This is a genomic window from Azospirillum sp. UENF 211521 (genome assembly GCF_058780535.1).
Map to the genome: position 1 here is coordinate 2428230 of NZ_JBSNCF010000001.1, position 17247 is coordinate 2445476.

22 protein-coding genes are annotated in these 17247 nt (G+C 68.0%); 8 read left to right on the forward strand and 14 right to left on the reverse strand.

Going from position 1 to position 17247, the window contains the following annotated elements:
* Nucleotides 1–21: 21 nt before the first annotated feature.
* The 7 genes from ACWPN5_RS11435 to rpiB form a co-directional block, all read right to left on the reverse strand.
* The gene (locus ACWPN5_RS11435) at nt 22–486 is read right to left on the reverse strand and encodes a 6,7-dimethyl-8-ribityllumazine synthase (protein ID WP_014240735.1); all 465 of its coding nucleotides are present in this window, start codon (nt 484–486) and stop codon (nt 22–24) included.
* Between the two features lie 22 nt (nt 487–508).
* The gene (ribB, locus tag ACWPN5_RS11440; RefSeq protein WP_200477586.1) at nt 509–1633 is read right to left on the reverse strand and encodes a 3,4-dihydroxy-2-butanone-4-phosphate synthase; all 1125 of its coding nucleotides are present in this window, start codon (nt 1631–1633) and stop codon (nt 509–511) included.
* Nucleotides 1630–2217, reverse strand: coding sequence for a riboflavin synthase (locus ACWPN5_RS11445; RefSeq protein WP_145676639.1), 588 nt, complete (start codon nt 2215–2217; stop codon nt 1630–1632). Before ACWPN5_RS11445 ends, ribB begins: the two co-directional genes overlap by 4 nt.
* Before the next feature lie 113 nt (nt 2218–2330).
* Nucleotides 2331–3449: a bifunctional diaminohydroxyphosphoribosylaminopyrimidine deaminase/5-amino-6-(5-phosphoribosylamino)uracil reductase RibD gene (ribD, locus tag ACWPN5_RS11450; protein ID WP_492295435.1), complete on the reverse strand. Its 1119-nt coding sequence runs from the start codon at nt 3447–3449 to the stop codon at nt 2331–2333.
* A 17-nt stretch (nt 3450–3466) separates the two neighbouring features.
* Complete coding sequence (gene nrdR, locus ACWPN5_RS11455) at nt 3467–3931, reverse strand: transcriptional regulator NrdR (protein ID WP_014240731.1); 465 nt, start codon at nt 3929–3931, stop codon at nt 3467–3469.
* A gap of 32 nt (nt 3932–3963) precedes the next feature.
* Complete coding sequence (gene glyA / locus ACWPN5_RS11460; RefSeq protein WP_014240730.1) at nt 3964–5274, reverse strand: serine hydroxymethyltransferase; 1311 nt, start codon at nt 5272–5274, stop codon at nt 3964–3966.
* Between the two features lie 54 nt (nt 5275–5328).
* Nucleotides 5329–5760, reverse strand: a complete 432-nt coding sequence (gene rpiB / locus ACWPN5_RS11465; RefSeq protein ID WP_145686506.1) for a ribose 5-phosphate isomerase B — start codon at nt 5758–5760, stop codon at nt 5329–5331.
* 535 nt (nt 5761–6295) lie between these two features.
* Here rpiB and ACWPN5_RS11470 point away from each other — a divergent pair.
* Nucleotides 6296–6739 (forward strand): Ros/MucR family transcriptional regulator, encoded by a 444-nt coding sequence (locus tag ACWPN5_RS11470; RefSeq protein WP_145686508.1) that lies wholly within the window; start codon nt 6296–6298, stop codon nt 6737–6739.
* A 143-nt stretch (nt 6740–6882) separates the two neighbouring features.
* Here ACWPN5_RS11470 and ACWPN5_RS11475 read toward each other — a convergent pair whose 3' ends face one another.
* Both ACWPN5_RS11475 and ACWPN5_RS11480 read right to left on the reverse strand, forming a co-directional pair.
* The gene (locus tag ACWPN5_RS11475; protein ID WP_492295436.1) at nt 6883–7191 is read right to left on the reverse strand and encodes a hypothetical protein; all 309 of its coding nucleotides are present in this window, start codon (nt 7189–7191) and stop codon (nt 6883–6885) included.
* 327 nt (nt 7192–7518) lie between these two features.
* Entirely contained in the window at nt 7519–7761 is a 243-nt protein-coding gene (locus tag ACWPN5_RS11480; protein WP_145686510.1) for a DUF6898 family protein, read from the reverse strand.
* 128 nt (nt 7762–7889) lie between these two features.
* Between ACWPN5_RS11480 and ACWPN5_RS11485 the strand changes: the two genes are divergently transcribed.
* From ACWPN5_RS11485 to ACWPN5_RS11505, 5 genes are all read left to right on the forward strand, one after another.
* Entirely contained in the window at nt 7890–8402 is a 513-nt protein-coding gene (locus ACWPN5_RS11485; protein ID WP_200477589.1) for a YciE/YciF ferroxidase family protein, read from the forward strand.
* A gap of 113 nt (nt 8403–8515) precedes the next feature.
* On the forward strand, nt 8516–8938 hold the full coding sequence (locus ACWPN5_RS11490) for a hypothetical protein (protein WP_145686515.1): 423 nt from the start codon (nt 8516–8518) through the stop codon (nt 8936–8938).
* 80 nt (nt 8939–9018) lie between these two features.
* Nucleotides 9019–9438 carry a hypothetical protein gene (locus ACWPN5_RS11495; protein ID WP_492295437.1) on the forward strand — a complete coding sequence of 140 codons (420 nt, stop codon included), beginning with the start codon at nt 9019–9021 and terminating at the stop codon, nt 9436–9438.
* Nucleotides 9435–9899, forward strand: coding sequence for a DUF488 domain-containing protein (locus tag ACWPN5_RS11500; RefSeq protein ID WP_145686520.1), 465 nt, complete (start codon nt 9435–9437; stop codon nt 9897–9899). The genes ACWPN5_RS11495 and ACWPN5_RS11500 overlap by 4 nt, the downstream gene beginning before the upstream one ends.
* An 8-nt stretch (nt 9900–9907) precedes the next feature.
* Nucleotides 9908–10357 (forward strand): GNAT family N-acetyltransferase, encoded by a 450-nt coding sequence (locus ACWPN5_RS11505; protein ID WP_492295438.1) that lies wholly within the window; start codon nt 9908–9910, stop codon nt 10355–10357.
* 15 nt (nt 10358–10372) lie between these two features.
* On the opposite strand, the gene ACWPN5_RS11510 is transcribed toward ACWPN5_RS11505, so the two are convergent.
* From ACWPN5_RS11510 to ACWPN5_RS11520, 3 genes are all read right to left on the reverse strand, one after another.
* Nucleotides 10373–11146, reverse strand: a complete 774-nt coding sequence (locus ACWPN5_RS11510; RefSeq protein WP_145686525.1) for a hypothetical protein — start codon at nt 11144–11146, stop codon at nt 10373–10375.
* Between the two features lie 127 nt (nt 11147–11273).
* On the reverse strand, nt 11274–12851 hold the full coding sequence (locus ACWPN5_RS11515) for a cisplatin damage response ATP-dependent DNA ligase (protein ID WP_492295439.1): 1578 nt from the start codon (nt 12849–12851) through the stop codon (nt 11274–11276).
* Nucleotides 12848–13834 carry a ligase-associated DNA damage response exonuclease gene (locus tag ACWPN5_RS11520; RefSeq protein ID WP_492295440.1) on the reverse strand — a complete coding sequence of 329 codons (987 nt, stop codon included), beginning with the start codon at nt 13832–13834 and terminating at the stop codon, nt 12848–12850. The genes ACWPN5_RS11515 and ACWPN5_RS11520 overlap by 4 nt, the downstream gene beginning before the upstream one ends.
* A gap of 149 nt (nt 13835–13983) precedes the next feature.
* On the opposite strand from ACWPN5_RS11520, the gene ACWPN5_RS11525 reads away from it, so the two are divergent.
* Nucleotides 13984–14904 (forward strand): pseudouridine-5'-phosphate glycosidase, encoded by a 921-nt coding sequence (locus tag ACWPN5_RS11525; protein ID WP_492295441.1) that lies wholly within the window; start codon nt 13984–13986, stop codon nt 14902–14904.
* A gap of 109 nt (nt 14905–15013) precedes the next feature.
* Nucleotides 15014–15427, forward strand: a complete 414-nt coding sequence (locus tag ACWPN5_RS11530; RefSeq protein ID WP_145676656.1) for a hypothetical protein — start codon at nt 15014–15016, stop codon at nt 15425–15427.
* An 80-nt stretch (nt 15428–15507) separates the two neighbouring features.
* Here ACWPN5_RS11530 and ACWPN5_RS11535 read toward each other — a convergent pair whose 3' ends face one another.
* Both ACWPN5_RS11535 and ACWPN5_RS11540 read right to left on the reverse strand, forming a co-directional pair.
* Nucleotides 15508–16392, reverse strand: coding sequence for an S-methyl-5'-thioadenosine phosphorylase (locus ACWPN5_RS11535; protein ID WP_492295442.1), 885 nt, complete (start codon nt 16390–16392; stop codon nt 15508–15510).
* 76 nt (nt 16393–16468) lie between these two features.
* Nucleotides 16469–17167 (reverse strand): rhomboid family intramembrane serine protease, encoded by a 699-nt coding sequence (locus tag ACWPN5_RS11540; protein WP_145686560.1) that lies wholly within the window; start codon nt 17165–17167, stop codon nt 16469–16471.
* Nucleotides 17168–17247 lie beyond the last annotated feature (80 nt).

Sequence of the window (17247 nt, forward strand, 5' to 3'; positions counted from 1 at the left end):
GTCAGGAATTGCACCGCGGGGTCACCGCGGATAGAGGCGGAATTGGCGCTTGAGTTCGATCATGTCAAGGCAGGCGCGCGCCGCGAAACCGCCCTTGTTCTTGGCCGTCACGGAGGCCCGGGCCCAAGCCTGCTCGCGGTTTTCCACGGTCAGCACGCCGTTGCCGATGGCCAGGGCGTAGCGCAGCGCGAGGTCCTGGAGACCGCGGGCGCTCTCGTTGCAGACGATGTCGTAATGGGTGGTTTCGCCGCGGATCACGCAGCCCAGCCCGACATAGCCGTCAAAACGCTTGCGCGCCGTGAAGAAATCCATGGAGCGCAGGGCGTACAGGATCGCCGCCGGAATCTCCAGGCACCCCGGGACCGAGACGCGCTGGTAGGTGGCGCCCTCCTTCTCGATCTCGGCGATGGCGCCTTTCACCAGCTCGTCGGCGATGTCCTCGTAGAAGCGGGCTTCCACGATCATCAGATGGGGCTTTTCGGTCATCTCAGGGTCGCTCGGCTGGCCGTTACTGGTCTTGCAGGGGAATCGGGCGGTGGCCGAGCACGGTCAGGCCGTACCCCTCCAGCCCGATGATGGACTTCTTGCGGTTCGACAGCAGAACCATGTCGCGCACGCCCAGGTCCAGCAGGATCTGCGCGCCGACGCCATAATCCCGCAGCGCGGGGGTCGGGTTGTCATGGCCTTCCAGCCGCGCCAGCACCGATTCCGTCAGGCTGTTCGCCATCGGCTCGCGCAGCAGGACGATGACGCCGCGGCCTTCCCGCGCGATCATCTCCATGGAGGCCTGAAGCTCGCCGTCGCGCGCGGCGCTCTTGTCGCCCAGCACGTCGTCAAGCACCGACAGGGCGTGCATGCGCACCAGCACCGGCTCGTCGCCGGAGATGTCGCCGCGCACCAGCGCGATGTGCTCCGCGTAAGCCACCTTGTTGACATAGACGTACATCTGGAAACGCCCGCCGAAGCGGCTGTCCAGGGTCGCCGCCAGTTTCTGCTCGACGATCGTTTCGGTGCGGCGGCGGTAGGCGATCAGGTCGGCGATGGTGCCCACCTTCAGCCCGTGGAACTGGGCGAACTTCACCAGATCCGGCAGGCGGGCCATGGTGCCGTCGTCGTTCATGATCTCGCAGATCACGCCCGCCGCGGTCATGCCGGCCATGCGGGCGATGTCCACCGAGGCTTCCGTGTGGCCGGCGCGGACCAGCACGCCGCCGTCGCGGGCGAGCAGCGGGAAGACGTGGCCCGGCGTCACGATGGCATCCGGCCCGGCCGTCGGGTCGATGGCGACCTGGATCGTGCGGGCGCGGTCGGCGGCGGAGATCCCGGTCGTCACGCCCTCGCGCGCCTCGATGGAGACGGTGAAGGCGGTCTGGTGGCGGGTGCCGTTCTGCTGCGCCATCAGCGGCAGGCGCAGCCGCTCGATGTGGTGCTGGTCCATGGCGAGGCAGATCAGGCCGCGCCCGTACTTGGCCATGAAGTTCACGGCCTCGGGGGTCGCGCACTGAGCCGGGATGACCAGATCGCCTTCGTTCTCGCGGTCCTCGTCATCGACGAGGATGAACATCTTGCCCTGGCGCGCTTCCTCGATGATCTCCTCGGGGCGCGACAGATACTCGTGAAACTCGGACGTCATTCCTGCCCTGCCAGCCGCGCCACATACCGCGCGAGCATATCGATTTCCAGGTTCACCCGGTCCCCGGCCTTCAGCGCGCCGAAGGTGGTCGCATCCTGGGTGTGCGGGATGATGTTCACGCCGAAGCGCGCACCATCGACCTCGTTCACCGTCAGCGACACGCCGTCCAGCGCCACCGACCCCTTGGAAGCGATGTATTTCGCCAGGGAGGCCGGCGCCTCGAAGGTGAAGCGCTTCGACTCGCCGTCGGCGCGGATGTCCACCACGGTGGCGACGCCGTCGACATGGCCGGACACGATGTGCCCGCCCAGCTCGTCGCCAACCTTGAGCGCCCGCTCCAGATTGACGCGCGTGCCTTCGGCCCAGCCGCCCAGCGTCGTCTTCGACAGGGTCTCGGCGGAGGCCTGGACGGCAAACCAGCCCGGGCCCTTCTCGACCACGGTCAGGCAGACGCCGTTGTTGGCGATGGACGCGCCGATGGGAACCGTCTCCATAGCGAAGACGGTCTCGACGGTGAACCGGGTGTCGCCCTGCCGTTCCACGGCCCGAACGCGCCCAACATCGGTGATGATTCCGGTGAACATGGGCCGGCAATTTAGCAGGTTTTCAATCGTGTGAAAGATTCATCCGCACGGCGTGCCACGCAACGGACTGTTGCGCCCGGCACGGTGCCGGACGTCCTGAAAAACGGCGCCGCTCACCCGCGGCGGACGTAGCTTTCCACGAGATCGTCTCCGGCCGGACGCAGGTCGGTGCGGCGGAATCGCGCCATGCGCTCCAGCCCGTCCACCCCGAAGGCGTGAACCGCCGGCAGCCCGTCGCCGCCCATGACCGAGGCGGCGCGGAACCATTCCAGCCGGTCCACCAGATTGGCGCGCAGCAGCGAGGCCGCCAGTGTGGCGCCGCCCTCCACCAGCACGCGGGTCAGCCCGCGGCGGGCCAGGGCCGTGCTCGCCGCGGCCAGATCCGGCAGGCCGGCGGAGTCGGCGGGCACGCGGATCACCTCGAGTCCGCAATCCTGGAAGACGGCCAGGCGGCTCGGGTCCGCATCCTCGCGCGTGACCACCCAGGTCGGCACCGAGCGCGCGCCCACGGCCAGCTTCCCGGTCAGCGGCAGGCGCAGGCGGCTGTCCACCACGATGCGCACGGGCGACCGGTGGCTCAGACCCGGCAGGCGGCAGGTGAGTTCCGGATCGTCGGCCAGGGCGGTGCGGATGCCGACCATGATGGCGTCGTGGGTGGCGCGCAGCCGGTGTCCCCAGGCCCGCGCCGTCGGCCCGGTGATCCACTGCGACTGGCCGCTGTGGGTGGCGATGCGTCCGTCCAGCGTCGTCGCCGCCTTGAGCGTGTAGAGTGGCCGTTCGTCCTGGATGCGCCGGAAGAAGCCTTCGTTGAGCGTCCAGGCCTCGTCCTCACAGACGTCGGTGTCCACCGCGATCCCCGCGGCGCGCAGCCGTTCCAGCCCGCCGCCGGCGACCCGCGGATCGGGATCGCCGCAGGCCACGACCACCCGCGCCACCCCGGCCTCGACCAGCGCCAGAGCGCAGGGCGGCGTCTTCCCGTAGTGGTTGCAGGGCTCCAGAGTCACATAGGCGGTTGCGCCGCGCGCAGCCCCACCGGCCCGCGACAGCGCTTCCGTCTCGGCGTGGGGCCGCCCGCCCGGCTGGGTCCAGCCGCGCCCGACCACCACGCCGTCGCGCACGATGACGCAGCCCACCGCCGGGTTCGGCCATGTGTTGCCGAGACCGCGCGCCGCCAGGACCAGCGCGGCCCGCATGTGGCGGAGGTCATCGGGGTGGATGGCTTGCTTCGCCATGGGCACCGCCCGCCCCCTCACCCGTTCTGGGCTTCGGGGGCGAGCTGCTCGACGAACTCGTTGAAGTCCGACGCCTCGCGGAAGTCCTTGTAGACCGAGGCGTAGCGGATGTAGGCGACCTGATCGAGCGTCTGGAGCGCCACCATGATCATCTCGCCGATCTGCTTCGACGGGATCTCGCTCTCGCCGGAGGATTCGAGCTGGCGCACCAGGCTGTTCACCACCCGGTCGATGCGGTCGGCGTCGATCGGGCGCTTGCGCAGGGCGATGCGCATGGAGCGCAGGAGCTTTTCGCGGTCGAAAGGCTCCCGCTGGCCGGTGCTCTTCACCACCGTCAGCTCACGGAGCTGAACGCGCTCGAAGGTGGTGAAGCGCGCGCTGCAACTGGGGCAGAACCGCCGCCTGCGGATCGCCGAGTTGTCCTCGGTCGGTCGCGAGTCCTTGACCTGGGTGTCCTCGTGTCCGCAGAACGGGCAGCGCATGTCCGGCCTTTCCCCTTAGTCGGTCGTGATGATTACAGCGTCGGGTAGATGGGGAAGCGGCGGCACAGCTCGCGCACCTCCTCCCGCACCTTGGCCTCGACCGCCGCGTTGTCGCCGGAGTTGCTGGCGGCCAGACCGTCCAGCGTCTCGACGATCAGGCGGCCGACCTGCTCGAACTCGGCCACGCCGAAGCCGCGGGTGGTGGCCGCCGGGCTGCCCAGACGGACGCCGGAGGTGACCATCGGCTTCTGCGGGTCGAACGGCACGCCGTTTTTGTTGCAGGTCATGCCGGCGTGCTCCAGGCTCGCCTCGGCGGCCTTGCCGGTCAGGTTCTTCGGACGCAGGTCGACCAGCACGATGTGGCTGTCGGTGCCGCCGGACACGATGTCCAGGCCGCCCTCGATCAGCACCTTCGACAGGGCGCGGGCGTTGTCCAGGACGCTCTTGGCGTAGGTCTTGAACTCCGGACGCAGCGCCTCGGCGAAGGCCACCGCCTTGGCGGCGATGACGTGCATCAGCGGGCCGCCCTGCAGGCCGGGGAAGACCGCCGAGTTGATCTTCTTGGCGATCTCCTCGCTGTTGGTCAGCACCATGCCGCCGCGCGGGCCGCGCAGCGTCTTGTGGGTGGTGGTGGTGACCACGTCGGCGTAGGGGAACGGGTTCGGGTAGACGCCGCCGGCGATCAGGCCGGCGTAGTGGGCGATGTCCACCATGAAGTAGGCGCCGACCTCGTCCGCGATGGCGCGGAAGCGCTGGTAGTCGAGGACGCGCGGGTAGGCGGAGCCGCCGGCGATGATGAGCTTCGGCTTGTGCTCGCGGGCCAGACGCTCGACCTCGTCGAAGTCGATCAGGTGGTCGTCACGGCGCACGCCGTACTGCACGGCCTTGAACCACTTGCCCGACAGGTTCGGGGCGGCGCCATGGGTCAGGTGGCCGCCGGCCGCCAGGGACATGCCGAGGATGGTGTCGCCCGGCTGGAGCAGGGCGAGGTTGACCGCCTGGTTGGCCTGCGACCCCGAGTTCGGCTGGACGTTGGCGAAGCCGCAGCCGAACAGCTTGCAGGCGCGCTCGATCGCCAGCGTCTCGGCCACGTCCACATACTCGCAACCGCCGTAGTAGCGCCGGCCCGGATAGCCCTCGGCGTACTTGTTGGTCATGACCGAGCCCTGGGCCTCCAGCACCGCCTGGGAGACGATGTTCTCGGACGCGATCAGCTCGATCTGCTCCTGCTGGCGGACCAGCTCGTCGCGCACCGCGCGGGCCAGTTCGGGATCGGTCTCGGCGAGCGAGGCGGCGAAGAAGCGGCCGATCTCGGCGCGGGGGTCGGCGTTGGTCACGGTCATGGCAGGGCAGGTCCTTGGTTCAGAAAGCAGTCACGGGCCGGGTGAAGGGCCGTCTCATCCCATCTTGGCGATTCGCCGGCTGTGCCGCTCACCGCCTTCGAAATCGGTCTTCAGGAAGGCGTCCACGCAGTCCTTCGCGATCTCCGCGCCGATGATGCGGGCGCCCAGCGCGACCACGTTCGCGTCGTTGTGCTGACGCGCGAGGCGGGCGGTGGTCACGTCGTGCACCAGGGCGGCACGGATGCCCGGATGGCGGTTCGCCGCGATGCTGATACCGATGCCGCTGCCGCAGATCAACACACCGAGCGCCGCGCGCTTGTCGTTGATGGCACCCGCCAGCGCCGTGGCGAAATCCGGGTAATCCACCGATTCCGGACCGTTGCAGCCGAGGTCCAGCACCTCGTAGCCGTTGCCGGCCAGCCAGGAGGCGATCTGGGCCTTCATCTCGTACCCCGCGTGATCGGACGCGATCGCGATGGTGGTCATGAAAGAAAAACTCCGTGCACGAATACGAATGGCGCCGGCCCGGAGGGAACACCCTGCGGGGACGGCGGCATGGCGGCAAGCTACCAGATGTCGCCCCGAACCGCCAGAAGGACACAACGCACAGGGGCTTTGCGCCGGGCACAGAACCGCAGAAGGCGGCATGGCGGGGGCTGAAGCGGAAAAATGGACGGAGCTCGCGATACATGCCGAGAACAAATGTTTCTCTATTTCCCGTGCCCGTTGACGTTAACGGCCAGTAAGCATGTTGAGCGATTCGGTGTCGCACCACGAATCGGTCAGTTGCGGGGCCCGATTCCCATGGTCTTGCCTAATTTCCCCTCACTAGACGATGCCTAAACGCGGGGCAGTGCAGCCCCCGTCCGGCCATTTCCTGGGACATCTGATTTGCCACGCCTTGTAACTTCATGCAGATCGCAAATAACTTAATTCGCTGCTTTCGAAATTATATTGACACCCAAATCACGCTGTGCAACTTGGTTGCTAGGGACAAAATGAAAAATCAGGACTAATGGCAATGAGTGACCAGCTTCGCGCCGATGTGCCCGATAACGAGCTTCTGCGGATGACCGCGGACATCGTCTCCGCATATGTCAGCAAGAACGTTCTGCCGGCGCAGCAGATTCCCGAGGTGATCAACACGGTCTACTCGTCGCTGACCGGGCTGAACACGCAGCCCCGAGAAATTCCGACGGAGCCTCTGAAGCCCGCCGTGCCGATCCGCAAGTCGGTGACGCCCGAATACATCGTCTGCCTGGAAGACGGCAAAAAGCTGAAGATGCTGAAGCGCCATCTGCGCTCCACCTACAACATGTCGCCGGACGAATACCGGGCGCGCTGGAGCCTGCCGCCGGATTACCCGATGGTCGCGCCGAACTACGCGGCGCAGCGCTCGGAGTTCGCCAAGCGGATCGGCCTCGGCCGCAGCTCCGGCCGCCAGACCCGCCGCAAGGCCGGCTGAGCGCCAGCACCGTCCTGAACGAACAGGGCCGGCCTCCCCGATGGGAGGCCGGCCCTGTGTCGTTTCGCCCTTATGCCTTTCCCAGGCCCGGACCGTCCGGACCGTTGCGCGGGGGACGTTGCCGAACCCGCCCGCGCCTCTCATCACCCACAGTTGCGGCCGGACAGGCGACAGTTGAATCGCTCGACATTGCGGGTCAGTTCCTGCCCGGTGCTGGTGTTTTCCTCGTTCAGGCAGCGCAGATAGTCCATGGTCTTGTCCACGTACTCCTTCACCTCGAACTGGCAGGCGGCCATCTTGTCCGCGCTGACGAAGGTGGTGGTGTCGCTCATGCAGAGCGGAACGCCGGGCTTCGTGCAGATGATGGTGGTTTCCGCCCGCGCCGGGCTTAGCGCCGCCACGGCCAGCACCAGCAGCGCGGCCGCCGGCGCCAGGGTCTTTCTCAACAGCACGGGCATTCTCCGCAAGACCGTCACGCAACGCATTGCGATCGTCTCCCTCCGCATTCGGTCAGGGCCGCCGCGCCCGGAAAGCGCTGCCCGGGACGCACGGCGGTCCGTTCGTTCGTGGAACGGTTTCTACAGGCGTTACATCCGATGCACCAGTGCCCACGGCGCGGCATAGGTCTAGAGTCGGAGTCGAGCAGTTCACCCCCGGACCGGTTCCGCAGGTCCGGCACCGGGATGTCAGTGCTCACCATCAGCAGAAGCCAAGACTAGCCGCGCCCCCCGCCCCGCCGGGAGGGCGCGCTTCTTGGCGTCCGCCTGTCCGGATCTGCGTCAGCGTTTGGCCGCGTCGCGCTTCATGACGAACTGGAGCTTGCTGATCGCGGTCCGTTTCAGCAGTTCCAGGCTGCCGGTGGCCGGCCCGACGACCGACACCTCCGTCGCGGTGACCGGATCGATGGCCATCACCTTCAGGTAGCTGCCGACCCGCTGGAACTCGAACAGCACCTCGCCGGGGCCGTTTCCCGCGCCGTTTCCAGCCGTCTGGCCTTTTCCAGGCGCCCGATTGCCCACCATTGCTTTCTCTCCATCGCCGGCCTTCGCCGGTCCCGATACCACCTTAGCACAGCGCAACCGTCCCGGAACCCCATCTGCCACGTCCTGTTGTTGGCGGACGACGCACTCAGCAAGGGAGTACCGGCACCATGGCTGCCAAGACCATGCAGGATCTGCTGATCGAAGAACTTCGCGACATCTACCACGCCGAAAAGCAGCTCACCAAGGCCCTGCCGAAGCTGGCCAAGGCGGCGCATTCCGAGAAGCTCCGCGCGGCCTTCGAGTCCCATCTGGAGGAGACCCGGGGCCAGATCGAACGGCTGGAGCAGGTCTTCGACGAGCTGGACACCCGCACCCGCGGCAAGCATTGCGACGCGATGGAAGGGCTGATCAGCGAGGCCCGCGAGATCATGGAGATGGGCCTCGCCCCGGAGGTTCAGGACGCCGCCCTGATCGCCGCCGCCCAGAAGGTGGAGCATTACGAGATCGCCAGCTACGGCACCGTCCACGCCTACGCCACCGCCTGCGGCCTCACCAAGGTGGCGGATCTGCTGGAGCAGACCCTGAACGAAGAGAAGGAAACCGACAAGAAGCTGAATGTTCTGGCCATCAACGACGTCAACAAGAAGGCGATCCAGGCCAGCGGGCAGAAGGCGGCCTGAAAACGGCGCGCCGGGTCATAAGCCGAATCTCTTGTTACAGCAGGGGCCATTGAAGGCGGGCGGGTGAGCCCCTACTATCGGGGTCACCCAATCGATTTCTCCGGTGCCCGTTTATGCGCAGGGTCGCGTCCTTCCTCGGTTGCCTTCTCATCGTCGCCACGGTCGCCGGTTCGGCCATGGTGGCTCAGGCGGCGGAGGGGCCGGCGGCCCTGCCACCCTCCGTCCGCATCAAGCCGGTGATGGTCCCCATCGTCAGCCGCGGGCAGGTCGAGCGTTACACCCAGATCGAGGTCATGCTGGAGGTGGCGAACGCCACCCGGCTGGGCGAGGTCCAGGTCGCCATCCCGCGGCTGCACGACGCCGCCCTGCGCGCCGTCTATCTGGGCATCGAAGAGGGGTGGATCGTCCGCGGCAACATCGCCAACATGCCCGCCCTGCGTCGCAAGATCGACGAGGAGAGCGTCAAGCTGTTCGGCAAGGACGTGGTCAGCCGCATCCTCATCACCCCGCTCGCCCGGCAATCCTCCTTCCCCTGACCCCCCTCCCCCGTTCCGGCGGTTGCCTCCCCGGCCGCTTCGCGGCAGCATGGCCGCCTGACCGCTAGGGAAACGCGAGAATGGCCTTGGTTTATGTGGCGCGCAGCGCCGCGCTGACGAAATGGGCGTCCGACGTCGGACAGGGGAAGCACATCTTCAAGCTGGGCGTGGCCGCCGACACGGACGCCGCCAAGGCCGCCATCGACGCCGGCTGGGCGGGCGAGAGCGACTGGCGCCCGGTTCACAGCCAGGAGGTGGCGGAGTTTGACGAGGAAGCGGTGATCGAGCGCCTGATGCGCAAGGAAAAGGTCATCGACCCGACCTATTACCCGAAGCTGAAGGGCGCCTCCGGCGTCTTCCGGATCACCCTGACCAACGTGCAGAACAGCCTTCTCGTCGCCAAGGCGATGTCCGCCGACGAGCCGCTGACCGACGTCAAGGTGAAGCCGAAGGACATCGCGGAGTACATGATCCGCAACGCCCTCCCCTCCCCGTCATGAGCAGCCCGCCGCCGCTCTACACCATTGGTTACGAAGGCGCCTCCTTCGACTCCGTCCTGCGTGCATTGAAGGCGCGGGGAGTCGGGGTTCTGCTCGATGTGCGCGAGTTGCCCCTGTCCCGCCGCGCCGGCTTCTCGAAAAGGCCGCTGTCCGCCGGTCTGGAGGAGGCCGGAATCGGCTACGTCCATCTGAAGGGGCTGGGCACGCCCAAGGAGGGCCGCGTCGCCGCCCACCAGGGCGATCTGGACCGCTTCTGGGCGATCGTCGACGCGAAGATGCAGACTCCGGAAGCCGAGCACGACCTGAACCGCGCCGCCGCCCTGGCACGGGAACGCCCGGCCTGCCTTCTCTGCTTCGAGGCGTCGCCGCACCTCTGCCACCGGCTCCGCGTCGGCGAGAGTCTTCACAGCCGCTTCGGCTTCACGGTGGAGCATCTGAACCCCACCGACCTTTCCTTCTAGGGGCTGACATGCATTCCCGCTGGTACCGCTTCGCCGACCTGTCCGCCGGCACCTTCCACGACATGCTCCACCTCCGCCAGAGCGTGCTGGTGGTGGAGCAGGCATCGCCCTTCGCCGACCTCGACGGCCGCGATCCGGTGGCGCAGCATCTGGCGCTGTATGACGGCGACGTGCCGACACCGGTCGGCTACGCCCGCATCTTCGGCCCCGATCCGGAAACCGGCGCCACCTCCTTCGGGCGGTTGGCGGTCGCGCCGGCGTGGCGCGGCAAGGCGCTGGGCCGCCGGCTGGTCGCCGAGTGCCTGGAGCGGCTGGCCCGGGAATGGCCGGAGCACGACGTGCAGATCAGTGCACAGCTTTATCTGGAAAGCTTCTACGGCGGCTTCGGCTTGCGACGTGTCAGCGCCATCTACGACGATGTCGGCATCGACCACATCGACATGCGGCTGAGCCGATAGGGCGGAGAATCCTGTCTACTTCTTCGCTTCGGCCAGGATGTCGCCGGCTTCCTTGCGGATGACGTTCAGGTTCTTCAACAGGATCGCCAGCGCCTGATCGTAGTTGAAGGCCTCCTCCGACTCGTCCGGGATGTCGGTGTCGTCGGCCGCGACGGAGACCTTGGCCTTCTTCTTCACGGTGGCGAAATACTCGCTGCCGGTCTTCTCAAATCCCTTGATGGCCTTTTGCAGGGCGTCGACGTCGTTGGCGCGTGTGGCGGCGTCCAGCGCCTTTGTCGCCTTTTCCAGCCCGCTCGACGCCCGGAAGGCGAGCAGGAAGCCCTCGGCCGGCTTCTTCTTGCCGGTCAGCGCCTCGAACATCTTCTTGGCGGAGGTCCAGTCGGCGAAGAAGGTGGTGGCGGGCATCTCCTTGGCGCTGCCCGCCTTCTCCAGCTTCTTCAGGGCGGACTGGCTTTCCAACTGGGCCATCTGTTCGACGTTCATGGCGCCGCCCAGCATGTCGGCCGCCACCTCGACGGCGCCCTCGTTCTTCGCCTTCTGCGCCTTGACGATGACCGCGCTGAGCTTCGCCCGGAAGATCTTGGTCGCCTGGAGCAGATCGGCCAGCGCCGCGCGCAGCGCCTTGGCGTCCCCGGCCTTGTAGGCCTTGTCCCAGGCCGCGGCGGCCTTCTCGACGTCGCCGGACTTCTTCACCACCGCCAGGGCGTCGCCCGAGTTCGGAATCTTCTTCGCCTCGGCCTCGCACTTCGCCTTGTGTTTCTTGAATTCGGGAGCGGCGGCGAACGGCATGGTCAGGTCTCCGGCTTGATGTCTTCCCCGCTCGACCGCAGCGAACGGTTGCAGAAGACTAAGCGCTGCCCCACCAGCGTCAACGCGGACCCGGTTCAAAATGGAAGAAGCGGCCGGTTGGGCGAGGTTACCCGACGACCATGGCCTGGAGCGTCTCCAGCCGGTCGGCCTCCGCCGCCGGCTTGTCCCAGCGGATGCGGTGGACGCGCGGGAAGCGCATCGCCAGGCCGCTCTTGTGGCGGTTCGACGGGTGCACGCTGTCGAAGGCGACCTCCAGCACCAGCCCCGGCTCGACCTCGCGCACCGGGCCGTAGCGGCGGGTGGTGCGGTTGCGGACCCAGCGGTCGAGTTCGACCAGCTCCGCGTCGGTGAAGCCGAAATAGGCCTTGCCGACCGGCACCAGCTCCTCGCCGCGCCAGACGCCGAAGGTGAAGTCCGAATAATAGCTGGACCGCTTGCCGTGCCCGCGCTGGGCGTACATCAGCACGGTGTCGAGGGTCAACGCCCCGCGCTTCCACTTGAACCAGGGTCCCTTGGGACGCCCGGCGACGTAGACGCTGTCCTTGCGCTTCAGCATCAGCCCTTCGATGCTGTTCTCCCGGCTGCCCTCGCGCAAGCCCTTCAGCGCCTCCCAGCCCTCGAACGGCACCAGCGGCGACAGGTCCATCCGCCGGGGGCGCACCGCGTCGTGCCAGCGCTCCAGCCGGGCGCGCCGCTCGGTGAAGGGCAGACTCCGCAGATCCTCCTCGCCGTCGAACAGGATGTCGTAGAGCCGCACCCAGGCGGGAAACTCCTTGAGCATCGCGGCGGTCACCGTCTTGCGGTTCAGCCGCTGCTGAAGGTCGTTGAACGGCGCGATCGCGCCCTCGTCGCGGGCGACCAGCAACTCGCCGTCCAGCACGGCGTCGAAGGTCATGTGGTCGGCGATGTCGGGAAAGGCGCCGGACACGTCGTCGCCGGTGCGGCTGTAGATTCGCCGCTCGCCGCCGCGGGCCGCCAACTGCACGCGGATGCCGTCCCATTTCCATTCCGCGGCGTAGTCGGCCGGATCGAGCCCGGCCATGTCCTCCTCCTCCAGCGGATGGGAGAGCATCAGCGGGCGGAAGCCGGCCCCCTTCCCCGCCGCCGGACGGTCGGACTTCCCCTCCAGCCAGGCGAACAGGTCGGCGTAGGGCGGGGTCAGCCCATGCCAGCACTCCTCAAGATCGCCGAGATCGACCTTGCCCCACTCTGCCAGCGCCGTCTTGGCCAGCCGCGCCGACACCCCCACCCGCAGGCTGCCGGTGATGAGCTTGAGCAGCGCGAAGCGGCCCGAGGAATCCAGCGTGTCGAGCCAGCCCTCGACCAGCCCCATCACCTGCCCGCGCTTGGCCGCGCGCAGCGTCTCCACGACCTCGGTCAGGGAGGGCGGCAGGCTGTTCGCCCGCTCCGGACGCTCCGGCCAGATCAGCGCCACCGTCTCGGCAAGATCGCCGACATAATCGTAGGACAGGGCAAACAGCTCCGGATCGACGCGGGTGGCGACCAGCTGCCGGATGGCCGCCGGCTTGGCCTCGTGGAAGACCAGCGATTCCGTCAGCGCCGCCAGCGCCCAGCCGCGGTCCGGGTCCGGCGTGGTGGCGAAGAAGTCGGCCAGCAGGCGGATCTTCCCATTGCGCGCCGGCATGAAGACCAGCCCGTCGATCAGCGCGGAGAAGTTCCTCACGCCCCCTCCTCCTCGAAGCCGACCAGGGCCAGGGCGCGGGCGCGGATGCCGCGCTGGGTAGCGTGGTGGACCAGCGCTTCCTCCCGGCCATGGGTCACCCAAACCTCGGGGGCCGCGACCTCGTCGAGCGTCTGGACCAGCTCGTCCCAATCGGCGTGGTCGGAGATGACCAGCGGCAGCTCGACGCCGCGCTGGCGGGCGCGCTGGCGAACGCGCATCCAGCCGGAGGCCATCGCCACCACCGGGTCGGTCAGCCGGCGCGCCCAGCGGTCGGCCACCGCGCCGGGCGGGGCCAGCACCAGGGCGCCCTTCAGCTCCTCCTTGGCCGCGACGGTGGCCGGGCGAAGTTCACCCAATGGCACGCCGAAGCCCTCATAGAGTTTGCAGATCGGCTCCAGGGCGCCGTGCAGGTAGATCGGCCGGTCGTAGCCGGCGGCGCGCAGCAGGGAGATCACCCGCTGGCATTTGCCCAGCGCGTAGGCCCCGACGACATGGCTGCGCTCGGGAAAGAGCGACAGCGAGTGCAGCAGCTTGTCGATCTCCCCCAAATCCGGCGGGTGGCGGAAGACCGGCAGGCCGAAAGTCGCCTCGGTGATGAAGACGTCGCAGGGCACCGGCTCGAACGGCGCGCAGGTTCGGTCGAAGCGCCGCTTGTAGTCGCCGGACACCACCACCCGCGTGCCCTCATGCTCCAGCACCACCTGCGCGCTGCCCAGCACATGGCCGGCGGGGACCAACCGCACCGTCACGTCGCCGATGCGGATCGCCTCGCCGTAGTCGAGCGTCTGCGTCGCGGCCCCCGCCCCCTCGCCCAGCCGTTGCCGCATGATGGCGAGCGTCCCGGCGGTGGCGAGCACATGGGCGTGGCCGGGCCGGGCGTGGTCGGAATGGCCGTGGGTGACGACCGCGCGCTCCACCGGGCGCAGCGGGTCGACGTAGAAGCCGCCGGGCTCGACGTAGAGCCCCTCGGGGCAGACCTTCATCCAGCGTTCGGCGGGGGGCGGGCGGGGCTTTGTGCAGGCATGTGCTGCAATATAGGCCGCCCTCGCGAAAGGACAAAATTCCGATTCCCCCCGGTTGCGCCGAGGCGGAGCGCAGCGCAGGATGCGGAAGAACCAGGGAGACTCCGACCATGCACCACCGCCTGTCCCCAACGCCCGAGGTCGCAGCCGCCCTGGCCGAGGGGCGGCCCGTGGTGGCGCTGGAATCCACCGTCATCTCGCACGGCATGCCCTATCCGAAGAATCTGGAGACGGCGACGGCGCTGGAGGACGCGGTGCGGGCGGAGGGGGCGGTGCCCGCCACCGTCGCCGTCCTCGACGGGCGCATCCGCGTCGGGCTGGACGCCGAGTCCCTGGAACGGCTCGCCAAGGGCGGCACCGGCGTCCTGAAGCTGAGCCGCCGCGACCTGCCCGTCGCGCTGGCGACCGGGGTGCCGGGCGCCACCACGGTGGCCGCCACGATGATCGCCGCAAGGCTGGCCGGGATCGCCGTCTTCGCCACCGGCGGCCTGGGCGGGGTGCATCGCGGCGCCGAAACCAGTTTCGACGTGTCGGCGGACCTCGACGAGTTGGCCCGCACCAGCGTCTGCGTCGTCTGCGCGGGTGCGAAGTCGATTCTCGACCTGCCGAAGACGCTGGAGGTGCTGGAGACTCGCGGCGTCCCCGTCCTGGGGCTGGGCACCGACGAATTTCCGGCCTTCTACAGCCGCAACTCTGGTCTGCCCGTCTCTCATCGCTGTGACAACGTGCATGAGGTCGCGGCGATCCTGAGGGCTAAATGGGAGCTTGGGCTGGAGGGTGGCGTGGTCCTCGCCAACCCCATCCCGGAGGCCGACGCGCTGGATGGCGACGCCATGGAGCGGGCCATCGCGCAGGCGCTAAAGGATGCGGAACATCATGGAATCACGGGAAAATCCGTCACGCCTTTCCTCCTTGCGGCGCTGGAGCGGATCACCGGCGGGCGCAGCCTGACCGCCAACATGGCGCTGATCCGAAACAACGCGGCCACCGCGGCGCGGCTGGCGGCGGCCTACGCGTCGCCGGCCTCCTGATTGGTCATAGGTCGTTACGCATAAGAGGTAAGCCATCCGTGACGTCCGGATTTAAGTCCCCGTTAACCGAAGCCGGGTGAATCTGCGCTCGTTCTTCACGGAGGTCTCTATGCGTGCGCCCAGCCCGTCGAACCTGGTTTCCCGGATGATCGCCATGGCCGCCCAGCCCGACGAGGGCATCGGCGAAGCCGACAACCGCCCGGCTGCGCGGGTCAAGAAGATCGTCTGGGCCTCCCAGGCGGCGAAACTGCGGGGGTCCCTCTCCTCGCGCCTGGTCCATGAAATCGAATGCGCGGTATCCGCCGACCTCGACAGCATGGAACTGCCGGAGGTGTTCTTCACCTCCGTCGAGTTCGCCGGCCGCGTCATCACCTGCGACCTGGACGCCTCGGGCACCGCCTCGATCTTCGGCCTGATCGAGATCAGCGATTATGACGAGCTGGTGGAAGAAGCCGGCGACGACGCGCTGTTCGGCGTCGATTGGGACGGCGTCTACGTGACCCCGGCGCGCACCCGCCACTGAGGCTTTCCACCCGGCTTGAAATGACAAAGCCGCGGGATCCGGACGCACGCCGGGTCCCGCGGCTTTTTGCGTTGGCGTCCTCAGCCCAGCGAGCGGGCGAGGATGATGTCGAGATTCTTCAGCATCTCCGGGTCGCGCTTGTCCGGCGCGGTCATGATCGCGTGGTCGAGCGCGGTGTGGCAGCCCTGGGCGCACAGCCCGTCGCGCACCTGGAGCTTCGGAGCAAGCGTCCTGACCAGCGACCGCGCCTTGCCGGCGTTGGCGACCACCACGCGGATGACGGCGTCGACGGTGACGTGGTCATGGTCCGGATGCCAGCAGTCGAAGTCGGTGACCATGGCGACGGTCGCGTAGCACATCTCCGCCTCGCGGGCGAGTTTGGCCTCCGGCATGTTGGTCATGCCGATGACGTCGCAGCCCCAGCTCCGGTACAGCTCGGACTCGGCCTTGGTCGAGAACTGAGGGCCCTCCATGACCATGTAGGTGCCGCGACGCTGGTGCGGGACCTTCAACTCGACCAACGCCTCCTCGATCAGGTCGCCCATCCGCCCGCAGACCGGATGGCCCAGCGCCACATGCGCCACCAGACCGGTGCCGAAGAAGCTCTTGTTGCGGGCAAAGGTGCGGTCGATGAACTGGTCGATCACCACGAAGGTGCCGGGCGGCAGATGCTCCTTGAGCGAGCCGACGGCGGAGACCGACAGGATCTCGGTCACGCCCAGCGCCTTCAGCGCGTAGATGTTGGCGCGGAAGTTCAGCTCCGACGGCGGGATTCGGTGGCCTCGGCCGTGGCGCGGCAGGAAGACCAGCGTCTGGCCGTTCAGCTCGCCCGTCAGCAGCTCGTCCGACGGGTCGCCGAAGGGCGTCTCCACCTTCACCCAGCGCTGATTCTCCAGCCCGTCGATGTCGTAGACGCCGCTGCCGCCGATCACGCCGAGCACCGGCGCGGACCCGGTTTCCGCCATAGTCACATGCCTCCGTCAATGGAGGGCGCAGTATTCCGCCCCGGCCCGGCAAAGGCAACGGTCACGGCAGGGATGGTCACAGGGTGCGCAGCAGAACCACGACCAGCGTCAGATAGACGGCGGCCTTCGCCGCGGTGCTGAGGCGCGCCACGCTCCACAGCGCCACGCCGGGGCGGCGGAACAGGGCGACCAGCGCCATCCCCGCGCCGAACCCGCCCAAATGGGCCGCCCAGGCCACGTCGCCCAGGCTGGAGTCCGGGGACGGCGGCATCAGCGTCATCGCCACGTTGATCGCCAGGAAGCTGCCCACCACGAAGGAGGCCGGAACGCGCGGCCCGGGCGTCACGCCGAGCGTGGCCTGCGGATGCAGCAGCAGGAAGGCGCCCATCACCCCGCAGATTCCCCCGCTCGCCCCGACCAGCGGCGCCATGGGATCGACGGCCAACGCCCCCTCGACCACGGCCCCCGACGCGGCGCACAGCAGGAAGAACAGCAGGTAGCGCAGGCTGCCCATCGCCAGCTCGACCGCGCCGCCGAAGGCCCAGAGCGCCAGCATGTTGCTGACCAGATGCACGATGTCGCTGTGGATCAGGACATGGCCGAACAGACCGCGCCACACCGCCCAGCTCGGCAGCGGCCCCGCCGTCTCCACCGTTCCGAAGAAATAGGCGGGAACGAAGGCGAGGGATTCCGGCGGCACGCCCAGCACGAAGGCCAGCGTGCAGGCCATGACGATGCCCTGGTTGACGTAGGGAATCCTTCTGGCAGCGCGCACCGCTCCCCCTTCGCCGATGACCGGAGCCTTGGCGGCGCGGCCTTCATCCTTGTTCGATATGGGGGCTCTTGCGCCGATGA